This window comes from Dactylosporangium sp. CA-233914, assembly GCF_050942935.1.
Lineage (GTDB): Bacteria > Actinomycetota > Actinomycetes > Mycobacteriales > Micromonosporaceae > Dactylosporangium.
The window spans coordinates 4,612,945-4,625,033 of the sequence record NZ_CP192030.1 but is presented as its reverse complement, the minus strand read 5'-3'; the positions used below and the strand labels follow the sequence as shown (position 1 = coordinate 4,625,033).

The window sequence follows — 12,089 nt, the reverse complement described above, 5'->3', positions numbered from 1 at the left end:
GGTGGTACGGCCAGCCCTACCTCCGAAGGCCCGGCGGGGGCCGGGGCTCAGGCCCGGCGGCGTCCTTGGTGATCGCGGCCGTGACCGTGTCGCCGCCGCCGATCGCGACCCGGCCCGTGGTCATCACCGCGCCGTGCTCGACGTCGGTGCCCCGGCCCGGCAGCCGGTTGCGAATACTCAGCCGCATGTCACCGGCCCTACGCCGGGCCGGTCGCGGCGTCCGGCGGGCGTGAAAGACTCACGGTGCGGGGTGGACCGCCCAGGGCTGGGTCTTGAGCCCGCCGCGGCCGTCGATGCCGGTCTTGAGCCGCTCGCTGGTCTCGTGCGAGATGCCGGGGGCCTCGTTGGTGGGAACCTCGACCGCGGTGGCCGTGAACGTCGCATCGTCGGTGCCGCGGTAGTCGATGCGCACCACGCTCGGCCCGGCGGTGGTCTCCACGAGCAGGAAGACGTGGCCGGGGCCGGAGATCGGCGGGGTGCGCCGGCCGAGGTCGATGCAGCTGGACACCTCGCCGAACGGTGACGTCCTGGCGAACAGCGAGCAGGCCTGCCGCTCCTGCCGGGCCAGGAAGCTCGAGCGCTGCGGAAAGCCCACCGCGAACGCGCCGCCGACGCACACCAGCACGGTCGCCCCCGCGGCCACCGCCGCCCACCCGAGTCGATTCATGCCGACATTGTTAGCAGATATCCTGCTGCCCGTGGCGGCGTGGGAGGACCTCGGCTTCGACACCTACGACGAGTTGTGGGCGCGGGTGCCCGCCGAGCCGGAGCCGTCGATCGTCTTCGACCTCAGCGGATTCTTCACCGCGACGGTGCAGGCGGAGTTCAACGCGGCCGAGCGCGCGGTGAACAACCTGGTGCATCTGGCGTTCGTACGGGTGCTGGCGGCGGACCGGCCGCTGCTGGTGCTCAACTGGGAGCACGCGTCGGCGCGCTGCTGGCCGCACCGGCGGACCGACCCGCTTCCGTGGCTGGCCGTGCCCAACGGCGAGCACTACGTGGTCGGCACCGAGGACTTCGCGATGGGCACGTCGGGCCACCCGTGGGAGCAGACACTACGGGTCTGGGGCGAGCCGCTCCTCGGCGTGCTCGCCCCGATGCTGTCGTGGCTGCCCGAACGGTGACGAAAGCGGTCAGCCGGCCGCGGCGGCCAGCAGACCTCCTGTCGGGTCGGCGGCGCCGAGCAGGACCTGGACGGGGACGTCGAGGTCGTCGGCGGCCTCGACAGTGGCCAGGATCGCTCCGACCACCCGCGGGTCCAGGCGGGTGGCGCCGCGCAGGTCGATCACGATCGGGTCGGGACGGTGGTGCAGGAGCGCCTCGACGAGGGTGTGCTGGGCGTGTTGTGCCCAGGACGCGTCGATCTCGCCGTCGAAGCGGATGGCGACGGGGTGGCTGGGATTGTGCAGGAGGCTGACCCGCAGGCCCGCCCCGGCGGGGACCGGTGAACTCTCGTGCGGCACGCTCGCCTCCGAGGTGTCGGTGAATGTCACACCGAGTGCCACGGTAACGAACTTCACTCGCGATTGTGAACAGCCGTCCGCGAATTGGCGCGCCACGATCTGGTAGCGGTTTCATAACCTGCGCAAAACCTCAGACAACACAGGGCGCGATGCTTCCATCACAACGTGATAGAAGTTCCACCGTTCGTCGGCGGCAAGTGGCCGATCGACGCTCGGTAGCGCCTTAAGGTTCAATCACCAACCGGTATGTCCACGCAATAGCGTCCCTGGACGACATGCGAGCGCCGCCCCGCCGGATGGAGTCGCCGCGCCGCGTCCTGATCCCAGGAGGGTTGGCGTGTGGAAGGGCCGCTTGTCGATCTTGGCGATCCTGGTCGTGTCGCTGCTCAGCGGCCTGTCCATGTTCGCGGTGCGCGGCGCCAGCAACGACCAGCTCGAGGTCTACTCCTGGTGGACCGGGCCCGGTGAGGAGGAGGGCCTGGCCGCCATGGCCAAGGCCTTCGAGGCCGCCAACCCCGGCGTGCGGTTCGTCAACGCCGCCGTCTCCGGCGGCGCCGGCTCCAACGCCAAGGCGATCCTCGCCAGCCGGCTGCTGGCCAACGACCCGCCCGACTCCTACCAGCGCCACGCCGGCCTCGAACTACTCGACGACGTGCGCTCCGGCAAGGTACAGGACCTCTCCGACCTCTACCGGCAGCAGCACTGGCTCGAGGTCTTCCCGAAGGGCCTGGTCAGCAACCTGACCATCGACGGGAAGATCTACGCGGTGCCGGTCAACATCCACCGCGCCAACCTCATCTGGTTCAGCCCGAAGACGCTCAAGGACCTGGGCCTGCCCGGGCCGCCGAAGAACTGGGCGGAGTTCCTGCAGCAGGCCGAGGCCATCAAGGCCAAGGGCAAGGTGGCGCTCGCCCTGGGCCCCGAGTGGACCCAGAAGCACCTGCTGGAGACCGTCCTGCTGGGCGAGCTCGGCGCGGACAAGTACGAGCGGCTCTTCGCCGGCCAGATCAGCTGGCTGTCACCGGACGTCACCGCCGCCCTCGGCGTCTACGCGCGGGTGCTGGCCGTCTCCGACGTGAAGTCCGCCGCCGGCGACTGGCAGCCGCAGCTGGACAAGGTGTTCTCCGGCTCCGCCGTCTACGCCGTGATGGGCGACTGGACCTCGTCCTACCTGGAGCAGACCAAAGGCCTGCACTGGAAGGACGGCTACGACGTGGCCGCCTCCCCCGGCAGCGACGGCGTCTACGACTTCCTGTCCGACTCGTTCACCCTGCCCACCGGCGCCCGCCGCCCGGACCTGGCCCGCAAGTGGCTCGCCGAGTGCGGCTCCACCGCCGGGCAGAACCTGTTCAACCCGCTCAAGGGCTCCATACCGGCCCGCACCGACGCCGACGCGAGCCTGTACAAGGACTACCTCGGCTGGGCGCTGCAACAGTGGCGCGACCCGAAGATCCGCATCGTCGGATCGCTGGCCCACGGCGTGGTGGCGAGCAACGCGTACAACGCGGAGATCGACTCGGCGCTGGGCCTGTTCGTCCAGGACGGCGACCAGGGCAAGTTCGCCCGCACCGCCGAGCAGCAGTACCGGGAGACGCAGTGAACCTCCCCGTCGCCCACCGGGCGCGCCACTCCTCGGAGCCGGACCGCCCGGCGTACGAGCTCAAGCCGCGCCGGCCCCGCAAGCAGCGCGGCCCCCGCTGGCTGCCCGGCCTGGTGCTGGTCTCCCCGTCGCTGATCCTCATCGGCGTGTTCGTCTACGGGTTCCTCGGCTGGAACGTCCGCGTGTCGTTCACGAACTGGCGCGGCCTGTCCCCCCGCTACCACTTCGTCGGCCTCGACAACTACACCGCCCTCATGCGCGACGAGCGCTTCCGCGCCGACGTGCGCAACCTCATCGTCTTCACCGTCGTGTTCGTCGTCGGCGCCATGCTGCTGGGCTTCTGCATGGCGCTGCTGCTCGACCGCGGGGCACGCGGCGAGGGCTTCCTGCGCGGCGTCTTCCTGTTCCCGATGGCGATCTCGTTCATCGCCACCGCGATCGTGTGGCGCTGGCTGCTGGACAACGGCGCGGGCGACGACACGGCCGGCATCAACAAGCTCCTCGCCGACGCCGGCCTGGGCTTCCTGCGCAGCGACTGGCACAAGTCCGACTCGATCTGGGCGATCGGAGCGGTCGCGCTGCCCGCCGGCTGGGCCCTGTCCGGCTACGTGATGGCGCTGTTCCTGGCCGGCATGCGCGGCGTCAACGAGACCCTGCGCGAGTCCGCCCGCATGGACGGCGCCAGCGAAACCCAGGTCTTCTGGCACGTCGTCCGCCCCGCCCTGCGGCCGGTGACCTTCAGCGCCCTGCTGATCATGGTGCACATCTCGCTCAAGACGTTCGACCTGCTCTACGCCCTCGACCAGGGCAACCTGCGCATCGACACACCGTCGCTGTACATGTGGTTCACCACCTTCGACGGCGGCTTCTACGACCGCGGCGCCACCATCGCCACGGTCCTGCTCCTCGGGGTGGCCCTCGTGGTCGGCCCCTACGTCTGGTACAGCCTGCGCACGGAACGGCGGTGAGGGTTCAGATGGTCCGCGCAACCGCCATCGTCCCGCAGCAGACCCGGCAGAACCAGCCCCTCCCGCCGGGCCTTTCCCGCCCGGCCCCGCCCACGCCCCCGGCGCCGGGCCCCGACACCACCCCGCGCTGGCAGCGCCCCGGCCCCCTGCGCACCACCATCCGGTACGTCATCCTGTGGGCCCTGGCGGCGTTCTTCCTCATGCCCGTCTACGTGCTCGTCGTGACCAGCTTCAAGGACCCGGCCGACGTGTCGGTGACCCGCATCTGGGAACTGCCGACCAGCCTCTCCTTCGACAACTTCAGCGCCGTGCTGCCCAAGCTCTCCTCCGGCTTTCGCAACTCGCTGGCCCTGTCGATCCCGGCCAGCCTCATCTCGGCGCTGCTGGGCTGCGCCAACGGCTTCGTGCTGTCGAAGTTCCGCTTCCCGCTGTCGGGCGTGGTCTTCCCGCTGATCCTGTTCGGCATCTTCGTGCCCTACCAGGCGGTGATCATCCCGGTCTCGCAGACCATGACCGCCGTGGGCCTGCGCGGCGCCGGCGACGCCACCGGCGGCCTGCTCGGCCTGATGCTCATCCACATCATCTACGGCCTGCCGATCACGACCCTGATCTTCCGCAACCACTTCGTCTCCATGCCCGACGCCCTGCTCGAGTCGGCCCGCCTGGACGGCGCCGGCGTCCTGCGCACCTGGGTCGACCTGGCCGTGCCGCTGGCCAAGCCGGCCTTCGCGGTCGCCGTGATCTGGCAGTTCACCTCGTCGTGGAACGACTTCATGTTCGGGGCGATGATGACCAGCCGCGACTCGTGGCCGGTCACGATCGCGCTGAACAACATCGCCGGCGGCCAGTCGGTCCCCTTCGGCCAGGCCATGGCGGGCGCCCTGCTGGTCAGCCTCCCGACCCTGGCCATCTACGTGCTGCTGGGCCGGTTCTTCATGCGGGGCCTGCTCGCCGGCACCCTCCAGGAGCGCTGAACACGCCGTGCGGTAGCCGCGCCCGTCAGGCCGTGGCGCGGTAGGACGCGCCGTGGGAGTCGTCGCAGTGCGGAGCGCCGAGGCTCACCGTGTGGCCGGCCGGGACGCCGGCGTGGTCGACCTGCAAGGTACTGTGGGTGATGCGGTACTCCCGGCGCAGCAGGCCCTCGATCGCCGCCCGCACCGCGTGACAGTCGCGCCCCGGCGCCACGAGCACGTGCGCCGACAGCGCCGGCTCGCCCGAGGTAATCTGCCATACGTGCAGGTCGTGGACCTCGACGACGTCCGGCACACCGGCCAGCCGCGCCCCGAGCGCGGGCGGGTCGATCCCGCTCGGCGCCGCCTCCAGGAAGATCCGGCCGGACGCCCGGACCAGCCCCAGCCCGGCCCGGATCATGAGCGCGACCACGACCAGCGTGGCGATCGGGTCGGCCCGGGTGAACCCGGTGGTCACCATGACCAGGCCGGCGACGGCGGTGGCGATGAACGCGAACAGGTCGTTGACAATGTGCTGGAACGCCCCCTCGACGTTGAGGCTGGCCCGGTTGGCCCGGCTCAGCGCCCAGGCCGCCGCGAGGTTCACCCCGACGCCGGCCAGCGCCGTGACCAGGACGGGCAGCCCGACGACGTCCGGCGGGTGGATCAGCCGCCGCACCGCCTCGACGGCCAGGACCGCCCCGAGGATGAGCATGGTGATCCCGTTGGCCTGCGCCGAGAGGATCTCCGCGCGCTTCAGCCCGAAGGTGTACCCCCCTTTCGGCGGCCGCGCCGCGAGCCGCATGGCCAGCAGCGCCAGCGCGATCGCCCCGGCGTCGGTGAGCATGTGGGCGGCGTCGGACAGCAGCGCCAGCGACCGGGCCAGCACCCCGATGACGACCTCGCCGGCCATGAACCCGCCGATCAGCCCGAGCGCGACCGCCAGCCACCGCCGGTCCGCGTCGCGCGACACGCCGTGGTGGTGCCCGTGCTCCTGCTCATGATCGTGGTCGTGATGCTCGCTCACTGCTCAAGCGTCCCCTACTCGCCCCACCGGGCGACACCACCTCGCCCGGTTCCCCCCGACGAGTTTCCGGACCCGGCACGGAGTTGATCATTGCGAGTACTTGCCGACCTTCCAACACATTCACACAGCTCAGGCCGCATTGCCCCCCACGCGCTGCAACGCCTTTGTTCCTCGTCCGGCCGCCACCGAAGCGATGCGCCCGTGAATCGCCGCGGACGTGCCCTCATCGCGGGGCTGTCCCCGCTCGTCACCCCGCTCGCCCGCCCGCTCGCCCGCTCGCCAACCTGCTGCCGGCCCGCGCTCTCGCGGCCGCCGACGACAGCCCCGGCTCGCCCCGTGTTCCCGCCTGTCCGCGGCCGTTCCCAAACTGTTGCCGGGGCCAACCCCCGCTTGGCATCCTAGGAAACTAGGTAGTGGGCCGGCCGTCTGCACCTGGCCGATCGCCTTCGCCAGCCTGCGCAGCCGCCGGCGTGATGGTGATGATGTTGCGACGCCGGCCGGCCGGGGCCGTTCAACGAGTCCGACGCCGGCGAACTCGTCGAGGGTCGCGACCAGATCGTTGAGGTGGATGCCGCTGCGCCCGGCCGGCCCAGCTCGGCCTGACGAGCAGCCCGCCGGTCGGTTTGGCCCGGAGCCCACTCGGGGTAGTGGCGTCAGACCTTCGCGTACCTGTCGCCGGCGAACTGTGCCAGTGCTGTGCGGATCTCGGTGAGCTGGTCGGCGCGGCTCGATGGCAAGGTCACCTGGTCGAGCAGGCAGACGACCCAGCCGTCCTCGAAGCGGATCTGGCCGCGAAGGGATGCGTCAGGTTGGTGACCATCGAGGTACCAGACCACGAGCCTCGCGGCGTCGAGTTCGCCGATCACGCTGACGCGTTGCACGCTGTCCCACCGAATCGTTGTGGTCCTGGGTGTTCCCGATCTGCGTTCGACGGTGAGCTTGCCAGGGTCGATCGTGAGTTTCGCGATGGTCTGCAGGAGCCCGATCACTGCCCGCCGGCGGGTTCCCCACCCGGCCGGATGGGTCAGCACCACCCGTTCGATCGGCTCGCCGGCGATCCGACCGGCCTCGTTCGCCACGCGGCCGAGCACCGCGGCGAACGCTGCTGCGACTGGGATCTCGGCGCCGAGCAGCACCACGCCGTCGTCGACCCGCAGTTTCGGGTTGGGCTCGAACCGCTCCGGTGCCAGCCGCAGCGAATGGAACGCGTCCCGGCCGGTCAGCAGGCTCCCGTCCGGCTGCGCGAACACCGCGGAGCGCAACAACGGCGATCCGTCGAACAACAACGGCTCGGCGCGCCCTTCACCTCGGCACAACACCGCCGCCGTGTTCGACGTACCGAAATCGATCGACAACACAACACCCATCAGACAGCCGCCGTCCGGTCGAACCACGACGTTGCGGGTTGCTGGTCAGCGCCTTCGCCGGCGTTGCTCGGCACGATGGCTTCCCTTCTCGGACCGAATGCCGCGGCGCGGGCGGGCAGTGGCGACGCGGTGTGGCAATATGGTGATATTCGTGGATACGGTACGGGTAAGCGCCCGCCAGTCGCACCCACCGGGGCTTCTCCGGCCCCTTCCCCGCAGGGCAGCCGGGCGGTGTTCATCGTGGAGGTGCCGAAGAGCGGCTTCCCGACCGACGACGTCTACGGCACGGGTCGCCTGGGCGGAACGTTCGACCGCCTCCGGCGCGGTACCGCGGGAAACGCCCTCGTCCATGCTCGCCCGGAGCGGTCAGACTGACCTCATGACGACCCCGGCTTGGCCCGCGAACACGTTCCTGGGCGGCCTGCCCGAGGCGACGGCGAAGGAGCTCGTCTCCCTCAGCGTGCCGCGGCAGTTCGCCCCCGGCCGCGTGGTGCTGCGCGAGGGCGACCGCGAGACCCACGTGGAGCTGCTGCTCAGCGGGTTCGTGAAGGTGACGACGTCGGTCGACGGGTTCGAGACGCTGCTGGGCATCCGCGTGCCCGGCGAACTGGTCGGCGAGGTCGGCGCCCTCACCGGCGCGCCGCGCAACGCGACCGTGACCGCGTGCGGGCGGGTCACCGCGGGCGTGGTCGGGCAGGCCGCGTTCGAAGGCTTCCTGCGCCACCACCCGGCGGTCGCCGCGCGGGTCACGGCCGCGGTCGCGGGCCAGCTGCGCTGGGCCAACCGCCGCCGGACCGACTTCGCGGTGTACCCCGCCCACGTCCGCTTGGCCCGCCTGCTGATCGAGATCGCCGAGCTGTGCGGCCGCCCCGCCCCCGGCGGCGGCATCGAGATCGGCGTGCCGCTGAGCCAGCCCGAGCTCGCCACGATGATCGCGATCGCCCAGGCGACGGTGCAGAACGCGATCCGCGAACTGCGCGGGCGCGGCCTGCTCAGCACCGGATACCGCCGGCTGACGATCCTCGATCCGGCCGGGATGCGCGCCCTGGCCGAACTGGATCCGACAACCCCATAGTTGTAGCCGATCCCGGCCCGCCTCCGGCCCCACCATGGTCGGCATGCACCCGCAGAACACGGTCGCGGCCCGCCTGGCCGCCCTGTCCGCCCCGACCCGCCGCATGCTCCAGGTGGCCTCGACGATCGGCCCGTGCTTCGGCGTGCTGGAGCTGGCCCGCCTGATGCGCTGCGGCACGGCCCAGCTGCTGCCGTACCTTGACGAGGCCCTGACCGCCGGCCTGCTGCTCGGCGCCGGCGACCGCCTGATGTTCAGCTGCCCCCTGGTGCACGCCGAGGTGGCCGCCTCCCTGTGCCGCCCGGCCGCCGCCGCCCTGCGCGCCGAACTGGCGGCCATGGGCGCGCCCCGCCCGGCCCAAGCGACGGGCTGGGAGTCGCTGACCGAGCAGGAGCGCCACATCGCGGCCCTGGTGGGAAGAGCCTTGACCAACCAGCAGATCGCGACGCGGATCGGCCGCTCCCGGCACACGGTCAACTACCACCTGCGCCGGATCTTCCATAAGCTGGGCATCGTTTCCCGCGTGGAACTGGCCTCGATGGCCCGCGCCAGGCGCTGACCACCTTCACCGATCCGGCTCGGCCGACGACGCTGCGTGTCCGCACGGTGATCCAAGTTGGATGGGGATGGTAGCGTCTGGGAAGGAACGAGCGCGCGGCCCGGGCGAGCACTGGAGCGCAAGCGGGTCGATACACGGCGACAAAAAGCGGCGAGCCGGGCGGGGGAACTCGGCGGCCGCCGCACCGCCCGGATCGCCACACCGCGTCAGAGGAGCCAGGTCAGGACCTGCGCCGTCGTCGGGGTCGCGGCGCAGCTGCGGGACGCGAAGTCCAGCGCCATCGCGTGGTCGGCCGCGGTGAAGTCGGCCATCGCGTCGGCGACCAGGAACGGCTCGATGTCGTTGGCGTAGGCGTCGCAGGCCGTGAGCAGGCAGCCCAGGTGCGCGAACACCCCGCACACGATGAGCTGGTCGCGGCCCAGCTGCGACAGCGTCGCGGCCAGGGGCGTGCGGTGGAAGGCGCTGTAGCGCCACTTCGTCACCACCTCGCCGGGGTCGGCGGGGGCCAGCGGCGCCACGATGCCCCGGCTCGCCTCGTCGTCGGTCATGCCCGGGCCCCACACGTCGTGCAGCAGGCCCCGGTCGGCGCGGCTCATGCGGCCGGGCTGGGCGGTGTACCGCACCGGGACGCCCCGGGCCGCACACGCCGAGCGCAGCGCCGACACGTTCGCCAGCAGCTCGCGGCCCGGGGACTGCCCGGGGTCGAAGCGGTCCACGAAGTATCGCTGCATGTCGTGGATCAGCAGCACGCTGCGGGCCGGGTCGGCCCTCCAGGGGGCCGGGCCCTCGCGGGGCGGGGCGGGCATCGGGTAGGGGGCGATCGCCGGGATCATGTGGCCTGCCAGTTCTGTCCGGGCGGCCCGCAGGCCGCGATCTCGTCGTCCCGGCGGCGCTGGTGCGCGCCGTCGGGGAGGTGGTACTCGTGCCCGCCCGCCGCGCTCTCGGCCGCGACCGCCTCGGCCCGGGGCCGGCGCAGTGCCTCGAAGCCGGCGAGGTCGGTGAGGAAGCCGGGCAGGGCGCCGGCGTCCTCGATCGCCTGGGCCGCGCCCTGGGCCAGGAACGGCAGCATCGGATGGGCCGCGTCCCCGATGACCACCGCGCCGGCGCGGTGCCAGGCGGGCAGCGCAGGCCGCGTGTACAGGGCAAAGGCCGCCGTCGGCCCGCGCAGCAGGCGAAGCACCGGGGCGTGCCAGCCGCCGAAGCCCGCACCCGGGCCGGTGACGGCCACGACGTTCGTCCCGCCCGGGACCGGATACGCCACGACGTGCGCCCCCGGCCCGAGCCACACGGTCACGACCGGCGGCCCGTCAACCGTCGAGGGCCGCACGGTCACGACCGGCGGCCCGTCAACCGTCGAGGGCCGCACGGCCCGGTGCGCGACAAAACCGGACGGGCACAGGGAATCGTCGGCCAGCAGACGCCGGACCGAGGAGCGCAGCCCGTCCGCCCCGATCACCAGGTCGGCGCGTGAGCCGGTCCACGGCGATCCGAAGTGGACGGTGCCGGCCGCCGAGTGCAGCACGCGCAGCAGATCGGCGCGCCGCAGGCACAGGTGCGCGGGCGGGAGCGGGAACCGGCCCAGCAGTGCCCCGTCGGACCACCGGCGGATCTCCCGCGCGACCGGCCGCAGCGACACCGCGGCCAGCGCGTCGCGGAGCCCGAGCCCGTGCAGGACCTCGGTGGCATTCGGCGGGAGCTGGATGCCGAAGCCCTCGGTGGCCAGGGCCGGCGACCGTTCGACGACGGTCGCCGGGACACCCCGGGCGGCGAGGGCGAGGGCGGCAGTCAGGCCGCCGATCCCGGCGCCGACGATGAGCGGCATCGAATCTCCTCAGTAGTACTGCAGGGCGCTGTCCCAGTCCTCGCCCGGACCGAACAGCCCGCGGGGCTTCATCACCTCGGCGGTCGCGGTCAGCAGCCGGTGCGGGACCAGACCGCCGGGCGGGACGGGCACGACGGTGGGCTCGACATCAGGCAGGGCCGCGCGCAGCGAGGCGGTCAGCTCGCCGACCGCGGCGGCGCGCCACCGGTCGGCGACCTCGATCTCCACGCGCACCCGGGCGTCGTCGTAGCGGGCCCGCCAGAACCAGACCCCGAAGTCGTCCGGCAGGCCGAAGACCAGCTCCTCGACGCCGAGCTGGGTCAGGCGACCGTTGAACCGGCCGAGGAGGCGCACGGCCGGCAGGTGCCAGCCGCAGGGGCAGGAGCGGTACGAGATCTCCACCTCGTCCTCGATGGCGTAGCGCAGCAGGGGCATCGCCTCGCGGTACAGCGGGGTGACGACCAGCCGGCCGCGTCCGTCCGGCCGCAGCTCGCCTGTGGCGGGATCCTGGACCTCGAAGACGGCCCGGTCGGCCCACAGGTGCATGGTGCCGTGCCCGCACTCGCCGGCGAGGCTGCCGGTCTCGGTGGCGCCGTACTCCTCGACGACCGGCGCGCCCCAGATCCGCCCGATGCGCGCCTTGCGGGCCGGCCCGACGGGCTCGCCTCCGACGAACAGCGCGCGCAGGGCCGGGAAGTCGGTGTACCCGGCGATGCGCGCGGCCGCGGCCCACAGCAGCGTGTCCGTCGGCAGCGACCAGGTGAGCGTCACGCCGAGGTCGTGCAGGAGCCGGACCACCCGGGAGTACGGCGTGGCGAGCGAGCGGTTGTCGGCCGGCACGACGGTCGCGCCGCGGGAGCGGGCGGCGGCGTGGGCCAGGTGGCCGGTGATCATCAGGGCGTACGGGGTGCGGACCAGCATCGTGTCCGCGGCGGTGATGCCGGTCCATTTGCGGGCGAAGCGCTCGGCGAGGTCGGTCCAGTCGGACTCGGTGTAGTACGACGCGGTCGGCTCGCCGCTGCTGCCGCTGGACTCGTGGTACGTGGCCAGGTCGGCGCGCTCGCAGGCGAGCAGGCCGAACGGGTACGCGTCGCGCAGGTCCTGCTTGGTGGTCAGCGGCTGCTCGGGCAGCGGTGCGACGCCGCGCTTGCGGTAAAATGGGGAGCGTTCGGCGGCGGCCAGCACCGCGGGGAGCCGCTCCTGCTGCAGCCGGGCGAGTCCGGCGAAGTCCCGCCAGTCGCCGATCTGGGGCAGTTTCATC

General features: G+C 72.2%; 14 protein-coding genes. 6 read left to right on the top strand and 8 right to left on the bottom strand.

Going from position 1 to position 12,089, the window contains the following annotated elements; translation table 11 throughout:
• Window positions 1-16: 16 nt before the first annotated feature.
• Both ACQPY0_RS20730 and ACQPY0_RS20725 read right to left on the bottom strand, forming a co-directional pair.
• Window positions 17-187 carry a TOBE domain-containing protein gene (locus ACQPY0_RS20730; protein ID WP_432991270.1) on the bottom strand — a complete coding sequence of 57 codons (171 nt, stop codon included), beginning with the start codon at window positions 185-187 and terminating at the stop codon, window positions 17-19.
• A gap of 51 nt (window positions 188-238) precedes the next feature.
• Window positions 239-667: a hypothetical protein gene (locus ACQPY0_RS20725; protein ID WP_432991268.1), complete on the bottom strand. Its 429-nt coding sequence runs from the start codon at window positions 665-667 to the stop codon at window positions 239-241.
• A gap of 31 nt (window positions 668-698) precedes the next feature.
• Here ACQPY0_RS20725 and ACQPY0_RS20720 point away from each other — a divergent pair, with 31 nt between their 5' ends.
• The gene (locus ACQPY0_RS20720) at window positions 699-1,124 is read left to right on the top strand and encodes a DUF2716 domain-containing protein (RefSeq protein WP_432991266.1); all 426 of its coding nucleotides are present in this window, start codon (window positions 699-701) and stop codon (window positions 1,122-1,124) included.
• A gap of 9 nt (window positions 1,125-1,133) precedes the next feature.
• Here the strand turns inward: ACQPY0_RS20720 and ACQPY0_RS20715 are convergent, their stop codons facing one another.
• Window positions 1,134-1,493: an STAS domain-containing protein gene (locus tag ACQPY0_RS20715; RefSeq protein WP_432991264.1), complete on the bottom strand. Its 360-nt coding sequence runs from the start codon at window positions 1,491-1,493 to the stop codon at window positions 1,134-1,136.
• A 322-nt stretch (window positions 1,494-1,815) separates the two neighbouring features.
• On the opposite strand from ACQPY0_RS20715, the gene ACQPY0_RS20710 reads away from it, so the two are divergent.
• From ACQPY0_RS20710 to ACQPY0_RS20700, 3 genes are read left to right on the top strand one after another with little or no spacing between them, the layout of a single operon-like run.
• Window positions 1,816-3,063 carry an ABC transporter substrate-binding protein gene (locus tag ACQPY0_RS20710; protein ID WP_432991262.1) on the top strand — a complete coding sequence of 416 codons (1,248 nt, stop codon included), beginning with the start codon at window positions 1,816-1,818 and terminating at the stop codon, window positions 3,061-3,063.
• On the top strand, window positions 3,060-4,031 hold the full coding sequence (locus ACQPY0_RS20705) for a carbohydrate ABC transporter permease (RefSeq protein WP_432991260.1): 972 nt from the start codon (window positions 3,060-3,062) through the stop codon (window positions 4,029-4,031). Before ACQPY0_RS20710 ends, ACQPY0_RS20705 begins: the two co-directional genes overlap by 4 nt.
• Entirely contained in the window at window positions 4,028-5,005 is a 978-nt protein-coding gene (locus ACQPY0_RS20700) for a carbohydrate ABC transporter permease (protein ID WP_432991258.1), read from the top strand. Before ACQPY0_RS20705 ends, ACQPY0_RS20700 begins: the two co-directional genes overlap by 4 nt.
• 25 nt (window positions 5,006-5,030) lie before the next feature.
• On the opposite strand, the gene ACQPY0_RS20695 is transcribed toward ACQPY0_RS20700, so the two are convergent.
• A complete protein-coding gene (locus ACQPY0_RS20695) occupies window positions 5,031-6,008 on the bottom strand; it encodes a cation diffusion facilitator family transporter (RefSeq protein WP_432991256.1) in 978 nt (325 codons plus the stop codon).
• A 653-nt stretch (window positions 6,009-6,661) separates the two neighbouring features.
• Entirely contained in the window at window positions 6,662-7,402 is a 741-nt protein-coding gene (locus tag ACQPY0_RS20690) for a hypothetical protein (protein WP_432991254.1), read from the bottom strand.
• Between the two features lie 352 nt (window positions 7,403-7,754).
• Here ACQPY0_RS20690 and ACQPY0_RS20685 point away from each other — a divergent pair, with 352 nt between their 5' ends.
• Both ACQPY0_RS20685 and ACQPY0_RS20680 read left to right on the top strand, forming a co-directional pair.
• The gene (locus ACQPY0_RS20685; protein ID WP_432991252.1) at window positions 7,755-8,450 is read left to right on the top strand and encodes a Crp/Fnr family transcriptional regulator; all 696 of its coding nucleotides are present in this window, start codon (window positions 7,755-7,757) and stop codon (window positions 8,448-8,450) included.
• A gap of 43 nt (window positions 8,451-8,493) precedes the next feature.
• Window positions 8,494-9,006, top strand: a complete 513-nt coding sequence (locus ACQPY0_RS20680; RefSeq protein ID WP_432991250.1) for a helix-turn-helix transcriptional regulator — start codon at window positions 8,494-8,496, stop codon at window positions 9,004-9,006.
• A gap of 206 nt (window positions 9,007-9,212) precedes the next feature.
• On the opposite strand, the gene ACQPY0_RS20675 is transcribed toward ACQPY0_RS20680, so the two are convergent.
• The 3 genes from ACQPY0_RS20675 to ACQPY0_RS20665 are packed head-to-tail and all read right to left on the bottom strand — an operon-like array spanning window position 9,213 to window position 12,088.
• Window positions 9,213-9,839 carry an isochorismatase family protein gene (locus ACQPY0_RS20675; protein WP_432991248.1) on the bottom strand — a complete coding sequence of 209 codons (627 nt, stop codon included), beginning with the start codon at window positions 9,837-9,839 and terminating at the stop codon, window positions 9,213-9,215.
• The gene (locus ACQPY0_RS20670; RefSeq protein WP_432991246.1) at window positions 9,836-10,828 is read right to left on the bottom strand and encodes an FAD-dependent monooxygenase; all 993 of its coding nucleotides are present in this window, start codon (window positions 10,826-10,828) and stop codon (window positions 9,836-9,838) included. Before ACQPY0_RS20670 ends, ACQPY0_RS20675 begins: the two co-directional genes overlap by 4 nt.
• A 9-nt stretch (window positions 10,829-10,837) precedes the next feature.
• Window positions 10,838-12,088, bottom strand: coding sequence for a phenylacetate--CoA ligase family protein (locus ACQPY0_RS20665; RefSeq protein ID WP_432991244.1), 1,251 nt, complete (start codon window positions 12,086-12,088; stop codon window positions 10,838-10,840).
• Window position 12,089 lies beyond the last annotated feature (1 nt).

Excerpts from the sequence above, each read along its gene's own strand:
- ACQPY0_RS20665 (WP_432991244.1), bottom strand. The coding sequence starts at position 12,088 with ATGAAACTGCCCCAGATCGGCGACTGGCGGGACTTCGCCGGACTCGCC.
- ACQPY0_RS20725 (WP_432991268.1), bottom strand. The coding sequence starts at position 667 with ATGAATCGACTCGGGTGGGCGGCGGTGGCCGCGGGGGCGACCGTGCTG.
- ACQPY0_RS20730 (WP_432991270.1), bottom strand. The coding sequence starts at position 187 with ATGCGGCTGAGTATTCGCAACCGGCTGCCGGGCCGGGGCACCGACGTC.
- ACQPY0_RS20670 (WP_432991246.1), bottom strand. The coding sequence starts at position 10,828 with ATGCCGCTCATCGTCGGCGCCGGGATCGGCGGCCTGACTGCCGCCCTC.
- ACQPY0_RS20675 (WP_432991248.1), bottom strand. The coding sequence starts at position 9,839 with ATGATCCCGGCGATCGCCCCCTACCCGATGCCCGCCCCGCCCCGCGAG.
- ACQPY0_RS20680 (WP_432991250.1), top strand. The coding sequence starts at position 8,494 with ATGCACCCGCAGAACACGGTCGCGGCCCGCCTGGCCGCCCTGTCCGCC.
- ACQPY0_RS20685 (WP_432991252.1), top strand. The coding sequence starts at position 7,755 with ATGACGACCCCGGCTTGGCCCGCGAACACGTTCCTGGGCGGCCTGCCC.